Below are 26,012 nucleotides of genomic sequence, written 5' to 3'. Positions count from 1 at the left end.
TGCAGCGCAGCATGAAAAACGCTCCGCGAGGGCAGCGCACCATGCCGTGCCGAGATGTGCGAGCGCGCGGTATCAGTAGCCCTTCTTTGCCCTGGCCAATGCCCGGCTCAGACCCTGCGCCACCAGCTCGCGCTCCGGAGGCGATGCATCGCGCGCCACTGCGACATGCTCATGACGGGAGACCAGGGTCAGGGTCCGCAGGCCGAATTCCTCGTCCTCGACGCGAGTCAGCTTGGTCCAGAGGGGGTTGAAGCGCCATTCGCGGCGCTCGCCGCGATGGCTCACGCGCGCCAGCACCACCTGGATCTGCGAGATCGCCACTTCCTCGAACGACCGGCCGCGCCGAAAGCTCACCTTCAGCGCCACGTAGAGCGCCAGCATGTCGAGGCCGAAGAACCCGGCAATCGGCCAGAAGCCCATCCGGAGGCAGGCCACTGAGGTGACGAAGGAGACGGCGCAGCAGAAGGCCATGACCATCCGGAAGCCGTCCCGGCTCAGGGATTGATGCGGCCGGATGACCGTCTCGTAGAGGGGACGCTCGATCGCATCGGGATCGAGGCCGTCGGGATGGGCGTGGAGGTTGCCGCTCGCCATCCGACCAATATAACCGCCGGATGCCTGCCAGAAAGCCGCCGCCCGTGACAAAACCAGCCGGCGGCGAAAAGGCCGCGCCGGGGCGGGCCGCCAAGGGTCGGACGATCCAGAATAAAACGGTCAAGGCAGGAGCCCGGCTGGCCAAGCCGCTCGTCGCCCGGATCGACACGACGCCGGAACCCGTCGATCCCGCCACGCTGGCCACGATCTTTTCGCGGCTACGCGATGCCAATCCCGAGCCGCGGGCCGAGCTCCACTACATCAACGCCTACACGCTGCTCGTGGCCGTCGTCCTCTCGGCCCAGGCCACGGACAAGGGCGTGAACATCGCGACCACGCCGCTCTTCGCGATCGCCGACACGCCCCAAAAGATGCTCGACCTCGGCGAGGAGCGGGTACGCCACGCCATCCGCACCATCGGGTTGTTCAACACGAAGGCGAAGAACGTCATCGCGCTCTCGCGCATCCTGGTGGAGCGGCATGGCGGTGTGGTGCCGCGTACGGCCGAAGAGCTGGAGGTCCTGCCGGGCGTCGGCGCCAAGACCGCAAGCGTGGTGCTCAACGTGGCCTTCGGTGTGCCGCGCATCGCCGTCGACACACACATCTTCCGGGTCGCGAACCGTATCCCCCTCGTGGTCGCCGCGACGACCGATAAAGTGCAGGCCGGGCTGGAGCGAATCGTGCCGGAGCCGTTCCTGCTCAACGCCCACCACTGGCTGATTCTGTTCGGGCGCTATGTCTGCAAGGCGCGCCGGCCCGAATGCCCGCGCTGCCCGATTGCGGACCTGTGCCGCTATCCGTCGAAGACCGTGACGCCGCTGAGTGCCGGCGCCTAAGCGGATCGCCGGGACCGAAGGCCGGGAGACGACGGCTTCGCGCGCATGGTGCGGCACCGGCTAACGCGTTGTGCTGCCAATGCGCATCGGGTAGTTTGGCACACGGCCGTGAAAGACTATCGCCAATGACGTCTTTCGCTGCCCGACCCCGCTCCGGGTCGCCGCGCCGCGGATCCCGCATCAGGTGCCAGTCCCGCAAGGAGCCACGGCCCATGGACTTCCTCAAACCACGGTACACGCCCATGAACCGCCGCCGTCGCATCTACGAGGGCAAGGCGAAGGTCCTCTACGAGGGTCCCGAGCCCGGCACGCTGATCCAGCATTTCAAGGACGACGCGACGGCCTTCAATGCCAAGAAGCACGAGGTCATCGACGGCAAGGGCGTGCTCAACAACCGGATCTCCGAGTTCCTGTTTCAGCACCTCAACGACATCGGCGTGCCGACGCACTTCATCCGCCGGCTGAACATGCGTGAGCAGCTCATCCGCGAGGTCGAGATCATTCCCCTCGAGGTGGTGGTGCGCAACGTCGCCGCCGGCTCGCTGGCGACGCGGCTCGGGCTCGAGGAGGGCACGCAGCTGCCGCGCTCGATCATCGAGTTCTACTACAAGAACGACGCGCTCAACGATCCGATGGTCTCGGAAGAGCACATCACCGCCTTCGGCTGGGCGACGCCCCAGGAGATCGACGACATCATGGCGCTGGCCATCCGCGTCAACGACTTCCTCTCCGGCCTCTTCCTCGGCGTCGGCATCCGCCTCGTCGACTTCAAGATGGAGACGGGCCGACTCTGGGAAGGCGACCTGATGCGTATCGTCGTCGCCGACGAGATTTCTCCGGACTCTTGTCGGCTCTGGGACATCAAGTCCGCGGACAAGCTCGACAAGGACCGCTTCCGCAAGGATCTCGGCGGCCTGATCGAGGCCTACACCGAGGTCGCCAAGCGCCTCGGCATCATGTCCGAAAACGAGAAGGTGCAGGGCGGCGGACCACGTCTGGTCCAGTAGCCGTCAACGCGGCTTCGCCGGCTCCAAATCCGGCCAGCCCCGGCGAAGCCGCGCATGGGTCGAGAGGTCCGGATCGAAGCCCGGATGATAATGGGGGTCCTGCACGAGCAGCGACCCCCATCGTTTTTGGAGGTTCGCGACCTCTCTCCGGTGACGCACCTCGGCTTCGGGCGAGCGGACGCGGCTCGCAGACTCGCGGTGGTGCAGCACGGCCGAGGGCACCAGCAGGGTGCGGTAGCCGGCGGCGTTCAATCGAAGGCAGAGGTCGACGTCGTTGAAGTCGACGGAAAACCGCTCGGCGTCGAAGCCGCCGACAGCCCGGAATTTTTTGGTTTCCACCACGAGGCAGGCCGCCGTCACGGCGGAGACGCGGTGCGTCGCGAGCAGCGCCCCGAGATAGCCCGGCGCATCCCCGGCAAAGTGCCGGTGGCCGTGCGTGACGAGGCCGCCGCCCGTGCCGAGCACCACGCCGCCATGCTGGATGCGGCCCTCGCCGTCGAGCAATTTGGCGCCGACCGCGCCGATCTCCGGCCGTAGCGCCTCGCGCACCATCCGCTCTAGCCAGCCCGGCTCGAACGCCTCGACATCGTTGTTGACGAAGGCGAGCAGCCTGCCCCGAGCCGCCTCGGCCGCGCGGTTGTTCATGCCGGCGAAGTCGAACGGGCCTGGACAGGGGACGATGCGGGCAATGCCGCGCGCCTCGCACTCGCGAAAGTAGGCCAGCGTCTCCGGCTCGCGGCTTCCGTTGTCGCAGATCAGGATATCTTTGGCGGGCCAGTCGGTTCGCTCGACGAGGCTGGCGATGCAGGGACGCAGCAGGTCGAGGCGGTCGCGGGTCGGGACAATGAGGCTGACGCCGGGGCACGGCTCCGGCAGGGGGCGTGTGACGGTAAGGATGCCTTCGTCGATCGCGATCTGGGCATTACCCTCCCCGCGCCGGTCGAAATCCGCGCGGACAGCCTCGAGGCGGGCTTCGTCGTTCGGCCCGTGGCTCCGGGCGAGCGGCGCGATCGACAGGAGGCGCGGTAGATGGCGAACGGCACCGCCCCCGGCGTCGATGCGAAGCAGCAGGTCGAGGGCTTCGGCACCCGGCACGAGAGCGTGTTCGATGCCCGCGATGCAAACCGCCCGCACTGCGACGACCGGACCGGCGAGGTCGAGGCCCCGAAAGAAATCGGCATCGAAGGCCGGGCGGAGGATTGGCAGGAGCCGTCCGTCTCCACCTTCGACGAGGGCGTCGCCGTAGAGGGCTTGAAGCTCGGCGTTTTCCGAGAAGATCGTCGCGATGGCGTCCGCCGCGCCGGCGACGAGGGTGTGGCCCGGCGCGAGCAGGGCGACGATCGCGGCATGGCCGCTCGTCGAGCAGTCCAGCGCGCCGGCCGCCACGGCGGCGATGTCGTGTGCGGCGAGCGCGGAGGCTGGTTCCGACGCGGGCTTCGCGCTGGATGGCAGCCACAGCCGGTGGTCGATGCCGGCGAGCGCCACGCATTTCTGACGGGCGCGCAGGCGCTTGCCAGCGAGGCGCGCCCAGGTGATCGCGCACGCCCCGCGCGGGTTTCGCAGAAAGGCCGTGACGATCGGCAGGAGGCCCAGCTTCGGTGCGAAGGCGAAGCGCAGGGCGGTGGGAACCGTATCGGATGACGAGGTCTCGTGATCGGTCATTGCGTGGCGGACTCCCGTGCCGCCAACAGGCCGATCCGCCCTCCGTCATTGCGAGCCGCAGGCGAAGCAATCCAGGGCCACAGTCGCAACGTCAGTCCGGCGACCCTGCATTGCTTCGCTGCGCTCGCAATGACGGCCTTCAGTCCGGCTGCGCCAAACTCCCCCAAAAAAATCACTCCAGGTCCTCGCCGAAGGTCGTGAGCGAGAGGGCCGGGTGGTAGAACGGGTCGTGGCGGATGATGTCGCGCCAGCGGGCAGTGAAAGCGTCGGCTTCGCGCTCGAAGCGTCGGCGCTCGTCGCCCTCCGGCCGGCCTCGGCTCACCGATTCGAGATGGGAGAGGGTGGCCTGCGGCGTCCAGATCGCCTTGAGGCCGGCGGTGCCGAGGCGCAGGCAGAAATCGACGTCGTTGAAGTCGATGGCGAAGGTGGTCTCGTCGAAGCCACCGACCGCATCGAACTTGCGGCGCTCCACGGCGAGGCAGGCGGCCGTGACCGCCGAGACCTCGTGGGCCACCCGCAACCGGCCGAGATGGCCGGGGGTGTTACCGGGGCGTCGCCGCAGGAGGTGGCCGGCGCGGCCGCCGAGGCCCACGACGACGCCCGCATGCTGCAGGGTGCCGTCCGCGTAGAGGAGCTTGGCTCCGACGGCCCCGACCTCCGGCCGCACGGCCTGGGCGACGAGGGCCGAGAGCCAGCCCGGTTCGAGTACGGCGATGTCGTTGTTCAGGAGCACCAGCACCTGACCGCGCGCCTCGCGCACCCCGGCATTGGTCATCGCGGAGAAATTGAACGGGTGCGGATAGGGCACGATGCGCACGCGCGGATCGGCGCGCAGGGTTTCGTAGAATTGCAGCACGGCCGGGTCGGTCGAGCCGTTGTCGACGATGACGAGTTCGATGGCGGGATAGGCGGTTTGCCGCAGCACGCCCTCGGTGACGCGGGCGATCAGGTCGAGCCGGTCGCGGGATGGGATGACGATGCTCGCGAGCGGGGCGGGCTGCGGCACGGGCCAGTGGAGGTCGAGCACGCCGCCGTGAACCTCGGCCCGCGCCGGCGAGCCGACCTCGGGGAGGTGCCGATCGAGGGCCAGCGCCCGTGCGGCGGTGTCGTCGGGCGTCGGCTCGGTGGTGCAGAGGATGCGCGGGATGTGCACGACGGCTCGTGCAGCCGATGTCGCGGCGAGATCGAGCGCAAACCCATCCGGTGGCCCGATCGGCCGATCGCCGAAGCGCGCGATCAGGGCGCGCGCATACAGCGTCGGCCGGCCGATGTAGCCGGTGACGGAGGCGAGGTCCGGGCTCCAGTCGGGCTTGAGCCGGGGTTGGAGCGGAATGCCGGCCACCTCCTCGTCGGCATAGACGGCGTCGGAGCCGGCGAGGCGGCTCGCCAGGGTTGCCAGCGCCTCCGGCCACAGCCGGTCGCCAGGGTGGAGCAGGCCGAGAGCGTCGGCCTCGGCGAGAAGTGCGGCCGGCGATGTGGTGTCGTCCCAGGTCGCATCGGCGATGCGGGGGTCGTGATGATCGTGCTCGACCGGCCCGGCTCGATCGTCGGCGATCCAGGCGATCGTGAGCGACCAGACGCGGTGATCCTGTGCGATCAGGCTCTCGACGGTTCGACCGACGGCGGCGCTTTCGGATCGGCGTGCCGGCAGAATCAGGCGGATCGCGAGGTCGTTGCCAAGCCCGGTCCGAGCGGAGGGGCGCAGGCGCTCGGCTCGCCAGCCCCGGTAGCGATCCAGCGGGCTGACGGCGCAGGCCCCCCGCAGGATGTCGCGGTAGCGGCGCGCATCTCCCCTCAAGCGGTTGTGGAGCGCCGGCACGACCCGGATCGGGCGCTTGCCAAGGCACTCGACGAGGACACTGGCATGCCCGCGCAGCCCCACCCGCTCCAGCACGAAGCCCGGCCCCGCCGCGAGCCGGATGTCTTCGAGGTCCGCCGGCAGAAGGCCGAGCCAGGAGGCGGTGCCCAGTGCCACGCCCGGCAGGACGAAGTCCTGGTTGTTCCCATCCGCGCGCACGAACCGGATCACCGGCCGCAGCGGCGGGGCGCTGGGATCCATGCGGTAGGTCAGCACGATCCAGCGGTCGCGCAGATGCCCGGCCGGCCGCAGGCGGCGGTCGAACAGTGGATCGTCCGTGGGTCCGAGCGTGAAGGCGGTGGTGCGGCCGAGCCAGCGATCGGCCCGTTCATGGAAATATGGCTCTACGGCCGCGATGGCCGGCCCGTGTCGACGGGGATCCGGGTCCGGTGGCTCCAGGATGGACACGGGCGCGTGCTCGCCGCTCCCTGGTTCGTGCGAGAGACAGTCGTGCGCATCTGTCGTCACACACAGGTTCCGGCTGGATCGACCGGGTTGGCATCGCTGGGCGGGAGGCGATCGAGGGAGATGCCGCCCCTTCCCTCGTCATTGCGAGCGCCGCGAAGCAACCCAAGGCAACATGCGCACCGGCGAGCCTGTGGGCCTGGGCCGCTTCGCCCCGCTCGCAATGACGGCACGGGGGCGAACCCGGGCGATGCACCCGCAGAGCCGGTCACTGCGCGGCGGCTGGAGCTGCGGCGGCTTCCGCCGGTGTCGGTTTGGCCCGGCGGGCTGCGCTTTTGGCGGGGGGCTTGGCGCGGGCAGGCGCGCCGGCGAGGGCCACCTCGATGTCGTAGCCGACCGCCATGTCCGCCGGCACGATCAGTTCGTCCGCGACCACCGAGGCCTGCCCCTGTGCACCGCCTGCCGGGATCGCAACCGGGACCCGGCGGGTCTGCGAGGCGACGACCTTGTCATTGTACTTGAGCGAGACGGTCAGCGGTGCGTCGAAGGTGCCCGGCGCACCGGCCGGCCCCAGCAGCGCCCGGATCTGCACGCCGACCCGGACACCGACGGCACCGCCTGCGCGGACCGTGCATTCCCGACTCATCTGGCCGAAGGTGAGCTGATGGCGCAGGCGGCTGTTGTCGCCCGCCGCGCCCGCGAAGGCCTGGACGGCGGCGGCGCCGTCCCGCACGTCGATCTGCGGGCAATAGGCCTCTTTGGGGTCCTGCAGCTTCGGGCCGCTGAGACTCGGAGCCTGGCCGCCGCTGCTCGTTCCGACGCCGCCGAACATGTTCTTGAAGAAGCTGCCGGATTCCGCCTGCGCGGCACCGATGCCGGTGAGCGCGAGCGCGAAGATCGCCGCCGCCTGACCCCAATTCCGCATGGCACCCGCTCCGATTCGACCCGTCTCCCGGCGCCCATGGCACCGAAATCGGACGAATTTATTTCATCGATTCGAAGCCGGTGTCGAAGCCCTTGAGCGAGAGCGGGATTCCCACCCCCTCCTCCGGCGTCTGGAAGACGATGAAGGTCGCCTGCTTGCCGGCCTTGAAGGTCCGCAGCAGGCCGTCGTCCATCACCACCTCGGCGACGCAGCCCGTGGTGAGGCAGCGCACGAAGCCGGCGCGCCCGATGTCGTTGTTGTCGATCTTCAGGCCGAGCCCGGAGGGCAGCAGCACGCCGAGCGGAGCGACCACGCGCAGCAGGTAGCCGCGGTTGTCGGCGGTCTTGAGCACGATCACGACGAGGGTCAGGTTCGGCCGATCCTCGGCGGCCACGTACTGCACCAGCGCGCATTGCTCGGCCTTGGCGCCGGCCGGCGTCTCGCAGCGCAGTTGCCAGTCGTCGAAGCTCTTGCGGACCTCGCCCTGCGCCAGAGCCGTGTTCGGCATCGCGAAGCCGAGGACGACGGCCAGAGCCAGGAGCAGACCCGGCAGATGGCGAACCGCAGCGGGCCCACCCGCCCGTCGCAACCTCATGCTCAGCCTCACGCGCCGTCCCTCGCCCGCATCGTTGCGCTCTCCGGACCGCCGGGGCGACCGCGAAAAGCCAGGGTGTTCCGACCATGGCGGGCCGCCGCCTGTCAAGCGAGCGCATCGCTCGGGAACACCGCGCCGTGTCAAAGGCTTGGTTGCGGCGAGACCGTCGGCGCCGGCTTGCGGCTCACCCGTATATCGCAGTGCAGTTCAAATTTTTTACAGGCTAGAATCAAATATTTTGAGGGTAATGAAGCTCATTGCCTAAGGCCGAGGCAGTTGTATTCAAAATGCACCGATCTAGAAGCGGGAACGCAAAAACAAGCCTAGCGCAAGAACGCGCAGACCGAGGATCGCGACCATGGCCCTGCAAGCCGCCGACCCCGTACCCGGCCAGGGCGCCTACCCCGCCGCTGTCGCGGATGCCCCACCCTTCGGCCGCTGGGGCCAGCTCGTCCTCGGCGTCGTCTGCATGGTGATGATCGCGAACCTTCAATACGGCTGGACCTTCTTCGTCCCCGACATCCAGAAGAAGTTCGGTTTCGACCGGGCGGCGATCCAGTGGGCCTTCACGCTGTTCGTGCTGTTCGAGACCTGGCTCGTTCCGGTCGAGGGCTGGTTCGTCGACAAGTACGGCCCGAAGGTCGTGGTGCTGTTCGGCGGCCTGCTCTGCGGCATCGGCTGGGTGATCAACTCCTACGCCGAGACGCTCAACATGTTCTATCTCGGCCAGGTCGTGGCCGGCATCGGCGCGGGCGCGGTGTACGGCACCTGCGTCGGCAGCGCGCTGAAGTGGTTCCCCGACAAGCGCGGGTTGGCCGCAGGCATCACCGCCGCCGGCTTCGGCGCCGGATCGGCGCTGACGGTCGCCCCGATCCAGTGGATGATCTCCGAGCGGGGCTTCCAGTCCGCCTTCTTCGCTTTCGGCATCGGGCAGGGCCTGATCGTCTGCGTACTCGCCGTGTTCCTGGCGTCCCCGAAGAAGGGTCAGGCCCAGCAGGCCACAGCCAACGCTAGCGTCATCCAGACCCGGCGCAACTACACGCCGGCCGAGGTCGCCCGTCAGCCGATCTTCTGGCTGATGTACCTGATGTTCGTCATCGTCGGCGCCGGCGGTCTGATGATCACGGCCAACCTCAAGCCGATCGCCGCCGATATCGGCGTCGACAAGATCCCCGTCACGATCCTCGGCCTGACCATGGTGGCGATCACCTTCGCCGCGACGATCGACCGGGTGCTCAACGGCCTGACGCGCCCGTTCTTCGGCTGGGTCTCCGACAAGATCGGACGCGAGAACACCATGTTCATCGCCTTCGCCATGGAAGGCGCCGGCATCTACATGCTCTACCTCTGGGGCCACGACCCACTCTGGTTCGTGCTGCTCTCGGGCTTCGTGTTCTTCGCCTGGGGCGAGATCTACTCGCTGTTCCCCTCGACCTGCACGGACACCTTCGGTTCCAAGTTCGCCGCGACGAATGCCGGGCTGCTCTACACCGCCAAGGGCACGGCGGCTCTACTAGTGCCGGCTGCGAATTACCTCCAGCAGAGCACGGGCAATTGGGACGGCGTGTTTCTCGTCGCCGCCGGCGCCAACATCCTGGCTTCGCTGCTGGCCATCGCAGTCCTGAAGCCTTGGCGGGCCCGCGTGATCGCCCGGAGCGCCTGAGGCATGGCCCTCTGGATCCGGTACAGCCAGGACGGACGGGGCGGCTTCGGCCGCCTCGACGGCAACCGCATCGCCGTATTCGCGGGCGACCTTTTCAGCGACCCGACGCCGACCGGCGAGACCGTCGACCTCGCCGAGGTCACGGTCGACCTGCCGTGCCGGCCTTCGAAGTTCATCGCGCTCTGGAACAACTTCCATGCGATGGCGGAGAAGCAGGAGCTGACGCAGCCTGAGGCGCCGCTGTTCCTGCTGAAGCCGGCCAACACCTATCGCCCCTCGGGCGCGGTGATCGCCGTGCCGGAAGCGGCCGGCCGGGTGATGTACGAGGGCGAACTCGGCATCGTGATCGGCAAGGCGGCGCGCGACGTCGACGAGACCGAGGCCGCGGCCTGCATTTTCGGCTACACCTGCATCAACGACGTCACCGCACCGTCCATCCTCAAGGCCGATCCGAGCTTTGCGCAGTGGTGCCGCGCCAAGGGCCTCGACGGGTTCGGCCCGTTCGGCCCGGTCATCGCGACCGGTCTCGATCCCGCGAGCCTGACGGTGCGTACCCTGGTGAACGGACGCGAACGCCAGAACTATCCGGTCTCGGACATGATCATCCCGCCGGCGCAACTCGTCTCGATGCTCTCGCAGGGCATGACGCTGGAGCCCGGCGACGTGATCGCGTGCGGCACCTCGAACGGTGTCGGGCCAATCCCGAAGGAAGCTACCGTCGAGGTGGTGATCGACGGGATCGGCACGCTGTCCAACCGGTTCGCTTAGGATCATCAGGCAGGTGGTCGCCGGGCATCACGAATATAGAATTATCGAGCGGCTGCATGGCCGCGACGCGACATCAGCGGGCGCCGGCTACGCGGCCGGCGCCTTGGGCAGGAACCAGAAACGGACTCAGGCATGAGCATCGCGATCGTCGGCGCCGGAGCCATCGGCGGCTATCTCGGAGTGAGGCTGGCGGAAGCCGGCGAGGACGTCACCTTCATCGCCCGCAGCAATGCCGACGCGATCGCCAAGGACGGCCTGCGGCTGGTCGAGGAGGACGGCACCGTCCTCCACGCCAAGTCGGTCAAGGCCTACCGCGCGATGGAGCAGGCCGGGCGGCACGACATCGTGCTGCTCACGGTCAAGGCGCATCAGGTCGGCCCGATCGCGGCCGATCTCAAGCACCTGATCGGCCCCGACACCATCGTCGTGACCATGCAGAACGGCATCCCGTGGTGGTATTTTTCGGGTGGCTACGGCGGCCAGTATGAGGGCACGCAGCTCGAGACCGCCGATCCGGGCGGCGTCATCGCGCAGCATCTCGACCCGCGCCAGGTGATCGGCTCCGTGGTCTATCCGGCAGCCGTGCTGACCGATCCCGGCACCGTGACGGTGATCGAGGGCAACCGCTTCGGGCTCGGTGAGCTCGACGGCACCAAGTCCGAGCGCGTGCTGAACCTCTCGCAGCGCCTGACCAAGGCCGGCTTCAAGGCGCCGGTGACCGGCGACATCCGCGCCGAGATCTGGCTCAAGCTCTGGGGGAACCTGAGCTTCAACCCGATCTCCGCCCTCGCGCATGCCACGCTCGAAGACATCTGCCGCTTCCCCGACACGCGAGCGCTCGCCACCGCGATGATGAAGGAGGCGGAAACGATCGCGAACACCCTCGGCATCACCTTCAAGGTCGGCATCGACAAGCGCATTGCCGGCGCGGAAAAGGTCGGCGCGCACAAGACCTCGATGCTGCAGGACGTCGAGGCCGGCCGGCCGATCGAGCTGGAGGCGCTGGTCGGCTCGGTGATCGAACTGGGCCGGCTCCTCGACGTGCCGACGCCGCATATCGACAGCGTCTATGCGCTGATGCGGCTGCTGTCGCAGAGCCTGGAGACGGCCAACGGCCGCCTCGCCATCGCCAAAGCCTGATTCTTTTCGATATTTCAGCCGTTAGGAACACCGACGTGGCCGACGCAACCACCCTTCACGCCCTGATCCAGACCGGTGCCGACGACGCGACGGCGCTGTCGAGTCCCGGCGGCGTGCCGCTGACCTTCAAGGCGTTGCGCGCTTTGGCCGAGCGCACCATCGCCGATCTGAACGGGCAAGGGGTCGGTCGCGGCGACCGGGTGGCGATCGTGCTGCCGAACGGGCCGGAGATGGCCACCGCCTTCATCGCGGTCGCCGCCGGCTGCACCTCGGCGCCGCTGAACCCGTCCTACAAGGCGGACGAGTTCGAGTTCTACCTGAACGATCTCCATGCGAAGTTGCTGATCGTCGCCGAGGGAAGCGACTCGGCTGCGGTCGCCGTCGCGGAAAAGCTCGGCGTGGCCGTCGCCCGCCTGACCCCGCAGCCCGACCAGGGCGCCGGCAGCTTCTCGCTGTCCTTCGCCGGCGAAGGATCGGGAGAAGCGGCGGAGGGCGGTCCGGCGAAACCCGAAGACATCGCACTCGTCCTTCATACCTCCGGCACCACGTCGCGCCCGAAGATCGTGCCGCTGAAGCAGTCGAACGTCTGCGCCTCGGCGCGCAACATCCGCACCGCTTTGGCCTTCACGCCCGACGATCGCGGCCTCAACATCATGCCGCTGTTCCACATCCACGGCCTGATCGCGGGCATCCTCGCGCCGCTCTCGGCCGGCGGACAGGTCTCGTGCACGCCGGGGTTCAACGCGCTCAAGTTCTTCGGCTGGATGGGTGAGGTGAAGCCGACCTGGTACACCGGCGTCCCGACCATGCATCAGGCGATCCTCGGCCGCGCAGCCCGCAACCGCGAGGTGATCGAGGCCACGCCGCTGCGATTCATCCGCTCCTCGTCCTCCTCCCTGCCGCCGCAGGTGATGAACGAGCTGGAGGCGGCTTTCGGCGCCCCGGTGATCGAGGCTTACGGCATGACCGAGGCCGCCCACCAGATGGCCTCCAACCCGCTGCCGCCCAAGCCCCACCATGCCGGTTCGGTCGGCCTCGCCGCCGGACCGGAGATCGCGGTCGTCGACCTCGCGGGCGAGCCGCTGCCGGCCGGCGAGACCGGCGAGATCGTGATCCGCGGCGACAACGTCATGACGGGCTACGAGAACAACGAGAAGGCCAATGCCGAGGCCTTCACCCGCCAGGGCTGGTTCCGCACCGGCGACCAGGGCGTGCTGACGCCCGAGGGCTACCTTTCGATCACCGGGCGCCTCAAGGAGATCATCAACCGCGGCGGCGAAAAGATCTCGCCGCGCGAGATCGACGAGATCCTGATGGACCACCCGGCCGTGGCGCAATGCGTGACGTTCGCCACGCCGCACGACAAACTCGGGGAGGACGTCGCCGCCGCGATCGTGCTGCGCGAGGGCGCCTCGGCCGGCGAGAAGGAGATCCGCGGCTTCGCCTCCGAGCGGCTGGCCCCCTTCAAGGTCCCGGCCAAGATCGTGATCCTCGACGAGATCCCGAAGGGCGCCACCGGCAAGCTGCAGCGGATCGGCTTGGCGGAGAAGCTCGGGCTGGTGTGAGGGTCTGTTTTCACTGGAGCCGCCCGTCGCCGTGTTTCGGCGACCGGTGGCTCGGGTGAAGACGCAGAACAGAGGACGCCGCATCAGAATAAGATAAGATTGCAAATAGTCATCGGAACGTAGAGAACAAAATCGAACGTTTTGCTTCGCGCGCAAAAAACTCTAAATCCGGATGATCTGAGGTCACAGCCTATAGCTTGGGACCTTTAAGAATAACATCCGGGAGATTTTTGCACCATGCGTTTCAGGACTGTCCTGCCCCTCGTCGCGGTTCTCATCCTGCCGATTCCGGCGCGTGCCCTGACGATGAGCGATCCGCTGACCGCCTGGGTCAACGCCTCGGCGATGGATCGCATGCAGCTCGCCACGCGGTTCGGGAAGTCGTTCATCGCGCTCAACGAGAGCTTCACGAGCGGCTACTTCCTCAAGTGCATCGACGACATCTCAACCTACGGCGGCGCCAAGGACGCCAGGATCGAGGACGCGATGCGCGAATGCGTCGCCTCGCAGCAGCGCCTCAAGGGCAGCCCGGCCGACGACGACTGAGGAGTGGCCCGCTCAGATCTCGATCTCGGTGCCGACCTCGACCACTTGGCGCGTCGGCAGGCCGAAATGCGCGCCGGTGCGTTCAGCGTTGCGCTTCATGAAGGCGAACAGGCCTTCGCGCCAGCTGACCATGCCGGGATTGGTCGGCGAGGGGATGACCGCCTCGTGACCGACGAAATAGGTCAGGTCCTCGATGAACTCGGGCGGCAGCAGGCCGCTCGCCACGGCGCAGCGCAGGCCTTCGGGGATCGAGGCCTTCTGCATGAAGCCGTAGCGCAGCACGACGCGCTCCATGCCCGGCGTGTAGTGCGAGATCGCCTTGCGGATCCCGGAGGCGACCAGGGTGACTTTCGCCCGCTCGCTCGTCGGGATGACCGGCTCCTCCTCGTAGATCACGGTGATCAGCAGGATGCGTTCGTGCAGGCAGCGGCTGCGCTCGACCAGCCGGCCGAGCGCCATCGGAATGCCCTCGGGGCCGGCGGCGAGAAAGGCCGCGGTGCCCGGCAGCGTCACGGGCGGGTTCGAGGCGAGCTCGGCGAGAAATTCCGCTTCCGGCTGGCGCAGCGTCCTGCGCTGCGCCTCTAGCAGGCGATTGCCGGTCATCCAGGTCAGCATCAGGAAGGCGACGGTGAAGGCGAGCACCAGCGGAAACCAGCCGCCCTCGAACAGCTTCACGCTGTTGGCGGAGAGGAAGATCAGGTCGATGACGAGGAAGGCCCCGTTCAGCGCGAAGACGGCGATGGGGTTGTAGCCCCATTTCAGCGCGACGAGGGCGGCGAGCAGCGTGGTGATCGCCATCAGGGCCGACACCGCGATGCCGTAAGCGCCGGCGAGGGCATCGGACGAGCCGAAGATCAGCACCGCCGTGATGGTCGCGAGTGCCAGCAGCCAGTTCACCGCCGGCACGTAGATCTGGCCGCGCTCGTCGCGCGCCGTATGGACGACACGCATCGGCGGCATGAAGCCGAGCTGGATCGCCTGCTGGGTCAAGGAGAAGACGCCGGAGATCACTGCCTGCGAGGCGATGACGGCCGCGAGCGTGGCCAGGCCGATCAATGGGTAATGCGCCCATTCCGGCGCGAGGCGGTAGAACGGGCTCTCGATGGCGTCCGGCTCGACGATGAGGAGCGCGCCCTGCCCGAAATAGTGGATCACCAGCGCCGGCAGCACGAGGCAGAACCAGGCCTTGCGGATCGCGGAGGCGCCGAAATGCCCGAGATCGGCATACATCGCCTCGCCGCCGGTCACGGCCAGGAACGCCGCGCCCATCATCGCGAAGCTGACATGCCAGCCGGCATGGGTGACGAACTCCACCGCCTTCAGCGGGTTGGCGGCGGACAGGATCTGCGGCGCGTGGACGATGCCGCCGACGCCCATGAGGGCCAGCACCACGAACCAGACCAGCATGACCGGCCCGAAGACCTGCCCGATGACGGCGACGCCCTTACGCTGGACGTAGAAGACGCCGACCAGGATCGCGAGGGTGATCGGCACCACGAAGCGCGACAGTCCCGGCGCTTCGACCTTGAGACCCTCGATGGCCGAGAGCACCGAGATCGCCGGAGTGATGGCGCCGTCGCCGTAGAGCAGGGCCGCGCCGATGAGACCGACGACGAGCAGAAGCCGCTGGCGCGTCCGGGCCTCGGCGTGCCGCGCGCCGAGCAGCGCCAGCATCGCGACGATGCCGCCTTCGCCCCGGTTGTCGGCGCGCAGGATCAGCACCGCGTATTTCAGCGAGACGATCAGAATCAGCGCCCACAGGATCAGCGAGACGGCGCCGGTCGCCGCCAACGGCACCGGCGCGCCGCCGGCCGTTGCAGCCCTCACCGCCTCCTTGAAGGCGTAGAGCGGACTGGTGCCGATATCGCCGTAGACGACACCGAGCGCCCCCAGCATCACGGCCGGCCCCGCGCCGTGGCGCACCGCCCCGGGCTTGCGGGCGATGGCGGGCGTATCGACGACCGGCGCGGCAGCTTGGCTCACCAGACGGCTCCGATCGTGGTCACGAATCTGCTCATGGGAGTTAGCCGAACCGGGACCGGCGTCCAGAGCGACGGATCGACTATCCCCTTCGGATCACAGGCTCGTGTCGGTTTACCGTGCTAGGGGATCGGCCAGACGGCGTGAGCTCCCGAGGACACCGCATGAAGCTGGCTCTGGTGATCGTGTCGCTCGCCATCGCGGTGGCGCTGATCGCGGGGGCGATCTGGCTCTACACGCCGGACAAGGCACGCTCCGTCGTCGAGGCCCGCTACGCCGATGCGCCGACGGATTTCGTCGAGGTCGCCGGGGTTCGCCTGCATGTCCGGGATAGCGGGCCGCGCGACGCGCCGGCGATCGTGATGCTGCACGGCTTCGGATCGAGCCTTCACACCTGGGAGCCCTGGGCCGGGGCCCTGTCGCGCGACCGCCGCGTGATCCGGTTCGATCTGCCGGGCGCCGGCCTGACCGGCCCCGATCCGACCGGCGACTACTCCGACCGCCGCAGCCTGGAGGTGCTGATCGCGCTGATGGACCGGCTCGGCGTGGCACGGGCGAGCCTGATCGGGAACTCGATCGGCGGACGCATCGCCTGGAAGCTCGCCGCCGAGAAGCCCGCGCGGGTCGACCGGCTGGTGCTGATCTCGCCGGACGGGTTCGCCTCCCCCGGAGCCGGCTACGGACAGCTGCCGGACGTACCGGCCTCGTTCCGGCTGCTGCGCTTCGTTCTGCCGACGGCCTTCGTGCGAATGAGCCTCGGACCCGCCTATGCCGACCCGTCCCGCCTCACGGACGATGTCGTGACGCGCTACCGCGACCTGATGCTGGCACCGGGCGTGCGCGATGCGATGATCGCCCGCATGGAACAGGCGGTCCTCGTCGATCCCGATCCGCTGCTGCGCCGGATCCAGGCCCCGACCCTGCTGCTCTGGGGCGAGAAGGACGCCATGATCCCGATCGCCAACGCCGCCGATTACCTCAGCCGCATCGCCGGTGCCCAGCTCGTGGCGCTGCCCGGCCTCGGGCACGTGCCGCAGGAAGAGGGGCCAACAGTTTCGCTGGAGCCGGTGCGCGATTTCCTGAAGTGAGCGGGCTCCTCGCTAACCGAGCCGCCCGGCGATGTGGTCGCCCACCCGCAGCGCGTTGGCGATGATGGTCAGTGTCGGGTTCACGGCGCCGATCGAGGGGAAGAAGCTGGCGTCGGTCACGTAGAGGTTGTCGATTCCGTGCGCCCGGCAGTCGAGATCGAGCACGGCGGTGGCCGGATCCTCGCCGAAGCGCAGCGTGCCGGCCTGATGCGCGGTGCCGCCGATCGGGACGTCCTTGCCGAGATAGAGCGACCGGTCGAACAGGTGCGGGTGGATGTCGAGTTTTTCGCAGAGGTCGCGCAGCTTCTGCTTGAGCCGCCGGTGGCCCTCCATGTTGGTCTCGGTCACGTCGAGCCGGACCCGACCGTCGGCGTAGTGGATGCGGTTGCCCGGCAGCGGCAGGTCTTCGGAGGTCAGCCAGAAATCGAGCGAGTGCTTGGCGATCCAATCGAAGGGCATTTCCGGGAACCACTGTAAAAAGGCCGGCAAGCCCTCGCCGTGGATCTGCACGCCGTCCGACTTGCCGACCATCTGGATGTGGCCGAGAGGAAAGTCGAAATCGCTGTCGGGATCGGTGAAGTAGTAGTCGTTGAGGCCGAGCGTCTTCTGGAACTTGGTCGGGTTCGGCGTCTTCGAGACGGCGAGCACCGTCGCGTTGTTGTGGCGCATGTAGTTGCGCCCGACCTGCCCCGAGGCGTTGGCGAGGCCCTGCGGGTGCGCGTCGCTCGCCGAGCGCAGCATCAGCAGCGCCGAGGAGAGCGCGCCGCAGGCCACCACGACGATGTCGCCGGAATAGGTTTCGGTCTTCTCGCCGCGCCTCACCTCTACGCCGGTGACCGTGCGCCCGGCCGGATCGGTGACGAGCCGCTCGACATAGGCGTTCGTCATCAGCGTGAGGTTGTCGTGCGCCTTCAAGGCCGGATCGACGCAGATCACCTGCGAATCCGCCTTGCCGTTGGTCAGGCAGGGATAACCGTCGAAGGCGTCGCAGCGGATGCAGGCCGAGTGCGGCAACGGCTTGCCGTCGCGCTCGTCGAGGATCACGCCGACCGGCAGGTGGAAGGGCGAGCGGCCCTCGCGCTTGAGGCCGTCGAACAGCTCTTGGATGCGCGGCTCGTGGCTGACCGGCGGGTAGGCGTAGGGCTTCGAGGACGGCGGTTCGGTCGGGTCCTCGCCGCGCAGGCCGTGGACGTGGTAAAGCTCCTCCGCCGCTTGGTAATACGGCGCGAACACATCGTATTTCAGCGGCCATTCCGGCGAGACGCCGTCCGGATGGCGAACCGGGCCGAAGTCCTTTTCGCGCAACCGCAGAAGGACGGCGCCGTAGACCTTCGAATTGCCGCCGACATAGTAGTGCAGGCCCGGGTGGAACTCCCGTCCGTCGGCACCGAACCACGTCTCCTTCGCCTGATAGCGCGCATCGACGAAGACGGCCTGGCTGTCCCAGTTCTCGCGCTCGCGCGGCAGGTAGTCGCCGCGCTCCAGGAGCAGCACGCGCTTCCCCGTCTGCGCCAGCCGCCACGCCATCGTGCCGCCGCCCGGGCCGGAGCCGATGATCACGACGTCGTAGTGCCGCTCGGTCATGGGTCGTCCTCGCGATGCGCCCGATCCGGCGCAGGGGATGCATGGCGCGGGCCGGCACTCGAAACCTTTGCCCGGCCCGCGTCTTTCCGGATCGGCCCATCAACGCGCGGTCGGCGGAGGAAGGTTCATGGCGAGTCTCGGCATCGTGATCGCCTTCGGTATCCGTCTGCTGCTGGTGCTGCTGTTCCTGCCCTTCAGCGCGCTCGACAAGATCCTGAACTTTCGCGGCGCAGTCGGGCAGGCGAGCCAGATCACCGCTTCGAAGGCGCTGGCGACCGTGCTGATCCTCGCCGGCCTCACCGTCGAGATCGTGATGTCCCTCGGCATCCTGACCGGCATCGCCGATCGCGCGGCGGCCTTCGTGCTCGCCGGCTATTGCGGCGTCACCGCGCTGCTCTGGAAGCAATTCTGGAAACCGGGCGACTTCTGGAGCGGCGGCCGGGGCCGCGAGCTGTTCTGGGACTTTCTGAAGAACTTCGCCCTGGCCGGCGGGTTTCTGCTCGTGACCTTCGGCACGACGGCAGGGTCGGTGGGCGCCTTCTTCGCCGATCCGTTCGCCTCCTCGCGCCCCTACGACACGCACGCCACCCAGCAGACAGGCCGCACCGTGAGCGATCAGGACAAGCCCAAGATCCCCTACTGGCATCTCTGGACGGATGCGGCGGGCGTCAGCCGCCACACCCGCTGCGCGATGACGGAGTTCGACAAGAAGTCGATGAGCCCGCCGGCCGCGCCGCAATGGCAGGGCCGGAAGACGCATGACGGCGCCACCGTGTTCGTCACCGTGCAGCCCGTGGGCTGGACCGGCGACTGGCACGAGAACCCGAAGCCCCAGTGGATCATCCCGCTCTCCGGCCGCTGGTTCGTCGAAGCGATGGACGGCAGCCGCGTCGAGATGGGTCCGGGCGAAATCTCCTTCGGCGAGGACCAGAACACCCAGGAGCGGGACGGCAGGAAGGGCCACTTTTCCGGCACCGTCGGCGACGAGCCGGCCGTGCTGATGATCGTCCAGTACGACACACCGCCGACCATCGACGCGGCCTGCCGCTTCAAGTGATGGACGGGGTCGAGGTCCACAACCGGCGCTTTGCCGGCTACATCCTCGAGAACGCACCGCTCGAGGGGCTGGGATCAGGCTTCCGCTGGATCGAGGGGCCGGTCTGGATGGGCGATTCCGGCTGCCTGCTGTTCCAGGATCTGCCGCGCAACCGCACGATGCGCTGGATCGAGGACGAGGGGTTTTCGGTCTATCGCGCGCCCTCGGACTACGCCAACGGTCAGACCCGCGACCTGCAGGGCCGTCTGATCGCCTGCTCGCATCGCGGCCGTTGCCTCTATCGGACCGAACTCGACGGCAGCGTGACCACGCTCGTCACCCACCACGATGGCAAGCGGCTCAACGCGCCGAACGACGTGGTGGTGAAGTCCGACGGCACGATCTGGTTCACGGATCCGGTCTACGGCATCTCGAACGACTACGAAGGCGGCCGGCAGGTCTCCGAGCAGCCTCCGGCGCTCTACCGCTTCGATCCCGACACGAACGCGATCACCGTCGCGGCAGGCGATTTCGACGGTCCGAACGGCCTTGCCTTCTCGCCGGACGAAAGCCGGCTCTACGTCTCCGAGACCGGTGACCAGACCCATGCGAACCCGCGCCAGTACATCCGTGTGTTCGATGTCGCCGGGGACGGGCGCACGCTCACGGGCGGCGGCGTCTTCCACAAGATCGAGCCCGGTTACTGCGATGGGATGCGCGTCGACGAGGACGGCAACGTCTGGTCGAGCGCCGCCGACGGCGTGCATTGCCTGAGCCCCGAGGGCCGGTTGCTGGGCAAGATCCTGATTCCCTACCGGGTGTCGAACCTCTGCTTCGGCGGCCCCGCCAAAAACCGCCTGTTCATCGGCGGCTCGCACACACTGTTCGCGATCTTTCTGAACCGCCGAGGCGTGCAATGGCCGTGAGCGTCGAACGGATCGCCCGGATCAGCCTGAATGCCGTCGATCCCGACCGGCTCGCGGCGTTCTATGAAACAGGTCTCGGGTTCGTCCGCGACGGCGAGGCGGAGTGGCCGAGCGAGCCTGCCTCGCGGCTCTTCGGCGTGACCGTCGAGCGCGCACGGGTGGTGAGCCTGCGACTGGGCGAGCAGATCATCGATCTCGTCGGCCTGACGCCGCAGGGCGCGCCCTATCCCGGCGACGTGCCCGGCTGGAGCCCGCTGTTCCAGCACTTCGCGATGATCGTCTCGGATATGGAGGCGGCTTACGGCCGGCTTTCCGGCGTGCCCGGCTGGAAGCCGATCTCGCAAGGCGGACCCCAGCGTCTGCCCGCATCGTCCGGCGGCGTCACGGCGTTCAAGTTCCGCGACCCCGAGGGCCATCCCCTCGAACTGCTCGCGTTCCCGGCCGGCGGCATCCCCGAAATCTGGCGGCAACCATCCTCCCGAAATGTCGGCCTCGGCATCGATCATTCGGCGATTTCGGTCGCGGAGACCGAGCGCAGCATCGCGTTCTACGAAATCCTCGGCTTCCGGGTCTCGTCGCGCTCGCACAATCGGGGACCGGAGCAGGCGCGGCTCGACGGGATCGAGCGGCCCGACGTCGCCGTCACCGGCCTCAGCCTGCCCGGCCGGGCAGCGCCGCACCTCGAACTGCTCTGCTATCGTACCGAGCGAGACCACACGACCGCGACGATGCGGGCAACCGACAGCGCCGCGACGCGCCTCGTGCTGGCCATGAGCGATCCGGGCGCTCTCGCACGAGCCTACGAGAGGTTGCCGGCGCATCGCGTTTCGCCCGGCCCCGTCATCCGGCCCGACGGCGGGACCGAGGCGTTGCTGCGCGATCCCGACGGGCATCACCTCCTGCTGACCGCTGACGCCTGACGGTCCCGGTGGACGGCCGGCTTGGCGCGTTGAAACGGCCGACTCCATCGGAGATAATCGAGGCTCCAAGAAAGCCCCGGCACTCGGACCGGGAGGGCGTTGCGGAGCATCCGGGTCTTTGGCGTATCGCTTTGTCCACGCGGCGGACATTCATCTCGATTCCCCGCTGCGCTCGCTGGCGCTGCGCAGTCCCGACCTCGCCGCCCTGATCGGCGATGCGACACGGCAGGCGCTGATACGGATCGTGGATCTTTGCCTCGACGAGCGGGTCGACGCGCTGCTGCTGGCCGGCGATCTCTACGACGGCGAGCAGACCTCGATGAAGACGGCCCGGTTCCTGGCCGATCAGATCCGGCGTCTGCATACCGCGGGCATCCGGGTCTTCGTGATCCGCGGCAACCACGACGCTCTCTCGAAGATCACCAAGGAACTCGTGTTTCCCGACACCGTGACCGTGTTCGGCGGCCGGGCCGATACCGTCGCGATCGACCGCGACGGCGATCGCTTCTCCGTCGCGATCCACGGCCTGAGCTTTTCCCAGGCCCAGGCCCCGGAGAGCCTGCTGGCCAAGTATCGCCTGGCGGTCGAGGGCGCCGTGAACATCGGCATCCTGCACACCAGCCTCGCGGGCGCGGAGGGCCACGATCTCTACGCGCCGTGCAGCCCGGCGGACCTGCGCGCCACCGGATTTCGCTACTGGGCCCTCGGCCACATCCACAAGCGCTCGGTGCTGGAGGGTGACTGCACCATCGTGATGCCGGGCATGCCGCAGGGCCGCGACATCAACGAGGCGGGCCCGAAATCGGTGAGCTTGGTGACGATCGGCGACGACCGCGCGATCCGGGTCGAGGAGCGCGCCATCGGCGTCGCGCAGTTCGAGCGCGTCACCGTAGATGCCACCGGCATCGCGGAGTGGCGCGATCTGATCGGCGCCGTCGGCAGCGCACTCGAAGCGGCGCGCATGCGCGTGGCCGCACAACACCTCGTCGCCCGGCTGCACCTCACCGGCACAACGCCGCTCGCCTGGCGCATGCGCCGCGACGGCGATCTGCTGAAGGCCGAGGCGGAAGCCCACGCTGGCCTCGTCGGCGCCTGCTGGATCGAGAAGCTCGAGATCGCCTGCACGCAGCCGGGGGACGCCTCGCCCTCCCGGTCCGACCCGCTGCACGAATTGCGTCGCCTGATCGACGACGAGGTGCTCGCGTCCGACGCCTTCCGGAAAGAACTCGCGGGCATCGCCGACGAGCTCAAGGGGCAGCTCCCCCCGGAATGCCGCGACAGCTTCGGCTCCGATCGGGCCTCCTACGAGACGTTGCTCGCCCGCCACGCCCGCGAGGGCACCGACGCGGTTCTCGCGCGGCTCCACGCGCTCGACGAGCGCGGTTGAGACGATGCGGCTCAAGCGTCTCGATCTCACCCGCTACGGCAAGTTCACGGACCACGCGATCGATTTCGGCGAGCGGGTCGCGGGCGTGCCGGATCTGCATGTCGTCTACGGCCCGAACGAGGCCGGCAAGTCGACGACGCTGGCGGCCTTCCTCGACCTGATCTTCGGGATCGGCGGGCAGAGCCCCTACAACTTCCTCCACCCCTACCCGACCATGCGGATCGGCGGCGTGCTGGATTTTGCCGACGGCCCGCGCAGCTTCGCGCGCATGAAGCGCCCGCAGAATAGCCTGCTCGACGGCAACGATCGGCCCATCCCCGAGACCGTGATCCGAGCGGATCTCGGCGGCATCGATCGCGATGCCTATCGCACCATGTTCTCCCTCGACGACGACACGCTGGAGAAGGGCGGCGAGAGCATCCTGGCCAGCAAAGGGGATCTCGGCGAGCTGCTGTTCTCGGCCGGTGCCGGTCTCGCCGATCTCAGCCGCAACCTGCTCGGCCTGCGGGCGGAGGCGGAAGGTTTCTACAGGTATCGCGCTCGCGGCGGAACGCTTGCCGAGCTCAAGACCCGCCTCGCGGACCTCAAGGCGGACAAGGAGAAATTCGACACCCTCGCCTCTGACTATGCTCGGCTGGTCGCGACCCGCGACCGGGCGACGACGCTCTACGACGAGGCGATCGCCGAGCGCGCGCGCCTGCAGGGCCGTATCGATGCGATCCTGCGCTCCCTCAACGCCCTGCCGCGGCTCGCGGCCCTGCGCGACCTCCGCGAGCGACTCGCACCGTTGGCGGACCTACCGGACGCGCCGGCCGGCTGGTCGCAGGAACTTCCGTCGCTACAGAAACAGGAGATCGAACTCGGCATCCGGCTGAAGACGGCCGCGGACGATCTCGCCAAGCTGCAGGCCGAGATCGACGCGGTCACGGTCGACGAGGCGGCTCTGCGGCTGCACGGCGACCTCGAGTGGCTCGACGGGCTGCGTGCACGCTACGCGACCGCCGAGATCGATCTGCCCGAGCGGCGGGTGCAGGTGCGCGCGGCCGACCTCGCCATCGCCGGCATTCTCGCCCACCTGGAACGGCCGGACGAGGCCGACCCGCGCCGGCTGGTCCTCGGCGCCTCGATCGTCGGCCGTCTGCGTGAATTGATGGAGGCCCGCGCGGGCCTCGACGCGGCGGGTGCCGCCGCCGTCACGGAACACGCCGATGCCGAGCGGCGCCTCACGGAGGCGACGGAGAAGCTCGGGGCCTTCGGCGGCGGCACTGCCGGGGCGAGGTCGGACAGGTCTTTGGCCGGTCTCGCCGCCACCCTGTCGGCGCTGCGTGGATCGGATCACGCGGCGCGTCAAAAACTCGCCGAGCGTGGCCGCGACGCGGAACGGGCGAAGCTCGCCGACCGGCTTCGCGTCCTGGCCCCCTGGCAGGGCGAGGCCGACGGGCTCCTGGCCCTGCGCTGCCCGGAGCCGGCGACGGTCCAGGTTTGGAAGACCGCACTGGAGACGCAGCAGGCGGCCTGCGCCCGGCACGCCGCCGAGATCGAGCGGCTCACGAGCGAGGTCGGGCGGCTTCAGGCCGAGCGGGACGCCATCGCCGGCACCACCGGCCTCATTAGCGATCAGGACGCCGCCGAGCTGCGCGTCCATCGAGAAAAAGCCTGGGCCGCGCATCGGCGCGACCTCGCCGCGGCGTCGGCCGACGCATTCGAGGCCGTGCTGCGCAAGGATGACATCGTGGCGGCCGGCCGGCTCGGCCGCATGGCGGATCTGGCGAGCCTGCATCAGCGCGGACAGGCCCTCGCCGTCGCCGAGGCGGCGCTGCGTCGGGCGCAGGAACGCGATGCGGACGCCGAACAGGCGCTGCAGGCGCTCCGAGACGACATCGCGAACAACATCCGCCAGATCGCCGGCGCGCTCGACCCGGCGATGAGCCCGGCGGAGCTCGACGGCTGGCTGACGCGGCGCGCCCATGCGCTCGCCGCGCGCGAGGCGCTGAACGCCGCGGAATCCGAACTTCGCGATGCCCAAGCCGACGCACGCGACGCCGTTTCACGGCTGGCCGCCGCGCTGGACGCCGCGGGCCTCGCCGTCGCGCCGGAGGCCGCGTTCGGCGCGCTTCTCGCCACGGCCCAGGACGCCCTCGACCGCGAGGCCGAGATCCGGGGGCTGCGAAAGGCGGTCGAAGAACGCGAGCGCGACCTCGCCGCCCGCCGTCGGGCCGTCGAGGCAGCGCAGGCGCGGGAGGCGGACTGGACGGCGGCCTGGGGCGAAACCTGTTCGCGCTGCTGGCTCGGCGAGACCGGCACGGCGCCGGGCGTCGGGACGGTGCGCGAGATGCTGGCGACCCTCGACCAGCTCGTGCCGGCCATCGAGCGCAAGGCGAGCCTCACCGACCGCATCGGGAAGATGACGAAGGACCAGGAGGCGTTCCGCGAGCACGTCGCGGCGCTGGCCGACCTCATGCGGATCGAGGCCAGGCACCAGGATCCCGTGGATCTCGCCCGGCGGATCGCGGAGCGCATTCGCGAGGCCGTCGCCGAGCGCGACCAGCGGGCCAAGGCGGTCGAGGCCATCGAGGCGGCAACCACCCGCAAGGCCGCCCTCGACGCGACACTGGCGATCCATGCCGGGCGAAAGGAAGCGATGACCGCGCATTTCGGCGTCGCCACGCTCGAAGCGGTCGCCGCACGGCTCGCCGACGTCGCCCGGCGTAGCGAGCTGCGCACGCAGGCCGAGGCGGCCGAGTACGACATCCTCGACGGCCTGCGGCTCGACGCGATCGGGCAAGCCGAGAAAGTGCTCGACGACGCCGACCGACAGGCCCTCGACGCGGAATTTTCGGAGCTGAAGGCGCGCTTCGGCGATCAGGACCGGCTCTGCCAGGAGCTGTTCGCCCAGCGCAGCGACGCCATCGGCAAAGTCGAGGCGATCGGCGGCGACGACACGGTCGCCGAGATCGAGGGGAAGCGGCGCACGACGCTGCTCGAAATCGAAGACGGGGCGCTCCGCTACCTGCAGCTTCGGGCCGGCACCGCCGCCACCGAGCATGGGCTGCGCGTCTATCGCGAGCGCCACCGCAGCGCGATGATGGCCCGCGCCTCGGAGGCCTTCCGCACCATCAGCCGTGGCGCCTATACGGGGCTCGCGGCGCAGCCGGGCAAGGATGCGGAGACCCTGATCGCGCTGGCCGCAGGCGGCGGCTCGAAGCAGGCGAGCGAGCTGTCCAAGGGCACGCGCTTCCAGCTCTATCTGGCGCTTCGCGTCGCCGGCTACGACGAGTTCGTGCGGACCCGCGCACCGCTGCCCTTCATCGCCGACGACATCATGGAGACCTTCGACGACTTCCGCGCCGAGGAAGCCTTTCGCCTGCTCGCCGAGATGGCCGGCATCGGTCAGGTCGTCTACCTCACCCACCACCGTCATCTCTGCGACGTGGCACGGACGATCAGCCCGTCGGTGCGGATTCACGAACTGTCGGGCGCCCTGCCGGCGGCGTGAACGCCATCCCTGCGGCAGTCGATCGAGAGCC

Annotated in this window: 20 protein-coding genes; 13 read left to right on the top strand and 7 right to left on the bottom strand. The window is 68.7% G+C overall.

What is annotated here, in order from left to right; genetic code table 11:
• Positions 1-72: 72 nt before the first annotated feature.
• The gene (locus MHA02_RS04755; protein WP_147077040.1) at positions 73-594 is read right to left on the bottom strand and encodes a DUF2244 domain-containing protein; all 522 of its coding nucleotides are present in this window, start codon (positions 592-594) and stop codon (positions 73-75) included.
• A gap of 20 nt (positions 595-614) precedes the next feature.
• Here MHA02_RS04755 and nth point away from each other — a divergent pair, with 20 nt between their 5' ends.
• Both nth and purC read left to right on the top strand, forming a co-directional pair.
• Complete coding sequence (gene nth, locus MHA02_RS04750) at positions 615-1,430, top strand: endonuclease III (protein ID WP_147077037.1); 816 nt, start codon at positions 615-617, stop codon at positions 1,428-1,430.
• 212 nt (positions 1,431-1,642) lie between these two features.
• The gene (gene purC, locus MHA02_RS04745; protein ID WP_147077034.1) at positions 1,643-2,437 is read left to right on the top strand and encodes a phosphoribosylaminoimidazolesuccinocarboxamide synthase; all 795 of its coding nucleotides are present in this window, start codon (positions 1,643-1,645) and stop codon (positions 2,435-2,437) included.
• A gap of 3 nt (positions 2,438-2,440) precedes the next feature.
• Here the strand turns inward: purC and MHA02_RS04740 are convergent, their stop codons facing one another.
• The 4 genes from MHA02_RS04740 to MHA02_RS04725 all read right to left on the bottom strand — a co-directional run bounded on the left by MHA02_RS04740 (position 2,441) and on the right by MHA02_RS04725 (position 7,882).
• The gene (locus tag MHA02_RS04740; RefSeq protein ID WP_147077031.1) at positions 2,441-4,099 is read right to left on the bottom strand and encodes a glycosyltransferase family 2 protein; all 1,659 of its coding nucleotides are present in this window, start codon (positions 4,097-4,099) and stop codon (positions 2,441-2,443) included.
• A gap of 172 nt (positions 4,100-4,271) precedes the next feature.
• Positions 4,272-6,158: a glycosyltransferase family 2 protein gene (locus MHA02_RS04735; RefSeq protein ID WP_238180420.1), complete on the bottom strand. Its 1,887-nt coding sequence runs from the start codon at positions 6,156-6,158 to the stop codon at positions 4,272-4,274.
• Between the two features lie 472 nt (positions 6,159-6,630).
• Complete coding sequence (locus MHA02_RS04730; RefSeq protein WP_147077028.1) at positions 6,631-7,287, bottom strand: hypothetical protein; 657 nt, start codon at positions 7,285-7,287, stop codon at positions 6,631-6,633.
• Between the two features lie 58 nt (positions 7,288-7,345).
• The gene (locus tag MHA02_RS04725; RefSeq protein ID WP_147077025.1) at positions 7,346-7,882 is read right to left on the bottom strand and encodes an invasion associated locus B family protein; all 537 of its coding nucleotides are present in this window, start codon (positions 7,880-7,882) and stop codon (positions 7,346-7,348) included.
• Positions 7,883-8,240: 358 nt separating this feature from the next.
• Here MHA02_RS04725 and oxlT point away from each other — a divergent pair, with 358 nt between their 5' ends.
• The 5 genes from oxlT (at position 8,241) to MHA02_RS04700 (ending at position 13,564) form a co-directional block, all read left to right on the top strand.
• Positions 8,241-9,545, top strand: a complete 1,305-nt coding sequence (oxlT, locus tag MHA02_RS04720; protein ID WP_147077022.1) for an oxalate/formate MFS antiporter — start codon at positions 8,241-8,243, stop codon at positions 9,543-9,545.
• Positions 9,546-9,548: 3 nt separating this feature from the next.
• Positions 9,549-10,313: a fumarylacetoacetate hydrolase family protein gene (locus MHA02_RS04715; RefSeq protein ID WP_147077019.1), complete on the top strand. Its 765-nt coding sequence runs from the start codon at positions 9,549-9,551 to the stop codon at positions 10,311-10,313.
• A gap of 132 nt (positions 10,314-10,445) precedes the next feature.
• Entirely contained in the window at positions 10,446-11,453 is a 1,008-nt protein-coding gene (locus MHA02_RS04710) for a ketopantoate reductase family protein (RefSeq protein ID WP_147077016.1), read from the top strand.
• 35 nt (positions 11,454-11,488) lie between these two features.
• A complete protein-coding gene (locus MHA02_RS04705) occupies positions 11,489-13,018 on the top strand; it encodes an acyl--CoA ligase (RefSeq protein WP_174804647.1) in 1,530 nt (509 codons plus the stop codon).
• A gap of 237 nt (positions 13,019-13,255) precedes the next feature.
• A complete protein-coding gene (locus MHA02_RS04700; RefSeq protein ID WP_147077010.1) occupies positions 13,256-13,564 on the top strand; it encodes a hypothetical protein in 309 nt (102 codons plus the stop codon).
• A gap of 12 nt (positions 13,565-13,576) precedes the next feature.
• Here MHA02_RS04700 and MHA02_RS04695 read toward each other — a convergent pair whose 3' ends face one another.
• Positions 13,577-15,547 (bottom strand): potassium transporter Kup, encoded by a 1,971-nt coding sequence (locus tag MHA02_RS04695; RefSeq protein WP_373318390.1) that lies wholly within the window; start codon positions 15,545-15,547, stop codon positions 13,577-13,579.
• A gap of 161 nt (positions 15,548-15,708) precedes the next feature.
• Here MHA02_RS04695 and MHA02_RS04690 point away from each other — a divergent pair, with 161 nt between their 5' ends.
• The gene (locus tag MHA02_RS04690) at positions 15,709-16,632 is read left to right on the top strand and encodes an alpha/beta fold hydrolase (protein ID WP_147077007.1); all 924 of its coding nucleotides are present in this window, start codon (positions 15,709-15,711) and stop codon (positions 16,630-16,632) included.
• A gap of 12 nt (positions 16,633-16,644) precedes the next feature.
• Here the strand turns inward: MHA02_RS04690 and MHA02_RS04685 are convergent, their stop codons facing one another.
• Entirely contained in the window at positions 16,645-18,216 is a 1,572-nt protein-coding gene (locus tag MHA02_RS04685) for a GMC family oxidoreductase (protein WP_147077005.1), read from the bottom strand.
• A gap of 127 nt (positions 18,217-18,343) precedes the next feature.
• Here MHA02_RS04685 and MHA02_RS22590 point away from each other — a divergent pair, with 127 nt between their 5' ends.
• From MHA02_RS22590 to MHA02_RS04655, 5 genes are all read left to right on the top strand, one after another.
• On the top strand, positions 18,344-19,273 hold the full coding sequence (locus tag MHA02_RS22590; RefSeq protein ID WP_238180419.1) for a DoxX family membrane protein: 930 nt from the start codon (positions 18,344-18,346) through the stop codon (positions 19,271-19,273).
• Positions 19,273-20,178 (top strand): SMP-30/gluconolactonase/LRE family protein, encoded by a 906-nt coding sequence (locus tag MHA02_RS04670; protein WP_147077002.1) that lies wholly within the window; start codon positions 19,273-19,275, stop codon positions 20,176-20,178. Before MHA02_RS22590 ends, MHA02_RS04670 begins: the two co-directional genes overlap by 1 nt.
• Complete coding sequence (locus tag MHA02_RS04665) at positions 20,169-21,098, top strand: VOC family protein (RefSeq protein WP_147076999.1); 930 nt, start codon at positions 20,169-20,171, stop codon at positions 21,096-21,098. The genes MHA02_RS04670 and MHA02_RS04665 overlap by 10 nt, the downstream gene beginning before the upstream one ends.
• 118 nt (positions 21,099-21,216) lie before the next feature.
• Entirely contained in the window at positions 21,217-22,485 is a 1,269-nt protein-coding gene (locus MHA02_RS04660) for a metallophosphoesterase family protein (RefSeq protein ID WP_147076997.1), read from the top strand.
• 4 nt (positions 22,486-22,489) lie between these two features.
• Positions 22,490-25,981, top strand: coding sequence for an AAA family ATPase (locus MHA02_RS04655; RefSeq protein ID WP_147076995.1), 3,492 nt, complete (start codon positions 22,490-22,492; stop codon positions 25,979-25,981).
• Positions 25,982-26,012 lie beyond the last annotated feature (31 nt).

This window comes from Methylobacterium haplocladii, assembly GCF_007992175.1.
GTDB lineage: Bacteria > Pseudomonadota > Alphaproteobacteria > Rhizobiales > Beijerinckiaceae > Methylobacterium > Methylobacterium haplocladii.
This window is presented reverse-complemented; position numbering and strand designations above follow the sequence as displayed.

Bases quoted from the DNA above. Each gene is read 5' to 3' on its own strand.
- MHA02_RS04740 (WP_147077031.1), bottom strand. From the start codon at position 4,099: ATGACCGATCACGAGACCTCGTCATCCGATACGGTTCCCACCGCCCTG.
- MHA02_RS04690 (WP_147077007.1), top strand. From the start codon at position 15,709: ATGAAGCTGGCTCTGGTGATCGTGTCGCTCGCCATCGCGGTGGCGCTG.
- MHA02_RS04700 (WP_147077010.1), top strand. From the start codon at position 13,256: ATGCGTTTCAGGACTGTCCTGCCCCTCGTCGCGGTTCTCATCCTGCCG.
- MHA02_RS04655 (WP_147076995.1), top strand. From the start codon at position 22,490: ATGCGGCTCAAGCGTCTCGATCTCACCCGCTACGGCAAGTTCACGGAC.
- MHA02_RS04710 (WP_147077016.1), top strand. From the start codon at position 10,446: ATGAGCATCGCGATCGTCGGCGCCGGAGCCATCGGCGGCTATCTCGGA.
- MHA02_RS04730 (WP_147077028.1), bottom strand. From the start codon at position 7,287: ATGCGGAATTGGGGTCAGGCGGCGGCGATCTTCGCGCTCGCGCTCACC.
- MHA02_RS04715 (WP_147077019.1), top strand. From the start codon at position 9,549: ATGGCCCTCTGGATCCGGTACAGCCAGGACGGACGGGGCGGCTTCGGC.
- MHA02_RS04735 (WP_238180420.1), bottom strand. From the start codon at position 6,158: ATGGATCCCAGCGCCCCGCCGCTGCGGCCGGTGATCCGGTTCGTGCGC.
- MHA02_RS04755 (WP_147077040.1), bottom strand. From the start codon at position 594: ATGGCGAGCGGCAACCTCCACGCCCATCCCGACGGCCTCGATCCCGAT.
- MHA02_RS04665 (WP_147076999.1), top strand. From the start codon at position 20,169: ATGGCCGTGAGCGTCGAACGGATCGCCCGGATCAGCCTGAATGCCGTC.
- oxlT (WP_147077022.1), top strand. From the start codon at position 8,241: ATGGCCCTGCAAGCCGCCGACCCCGTACCCGGCCAGGGCGCCTACCCC.
- MHA02_RS04670 (WP_147077002.1), top strand. From the start codon at position 19,273: ATGGACGGGGTCGAGGTCCACAACCGGCGCTTTGCCGGCTACATCCTC.
- nth (WP_147077037.1), top strand. From the start codon at position 615: ATGCCTGCCAGAAAGCCGCCGCCCGTGACAAAACCAGCCGGCGGCGAA.
- purC (WP_147077034.1), top strand. From the start codon at position 1,643: ATGGACTTCCTCAAACCACGGTACACGCCCATGAACCGCCGCCGTCGC.
- MHA02_RS04725 (WP_147077025.1), bottom strand. From the start codon at position 7,882: ATGAGGTTGCGACGGGCGGGTGGGCCCGCTGCGGTTCGCCATCTGCCG.
- MHA02_RS22590 (WP_238180419.1), top strand. From the start codon at position 18,344: ATGGCGAGTCTCGGCATCGTGATCGCCTTCGGTATCCGTCTGCTGCTG.
- MHA02_RS04685 (WP_147077005.1), bottom strand. From the start codon at position 18,216: ATGACCGAGCGGCACTACGACGTCGTGATCATCGGCTCCGGCCCGGGC.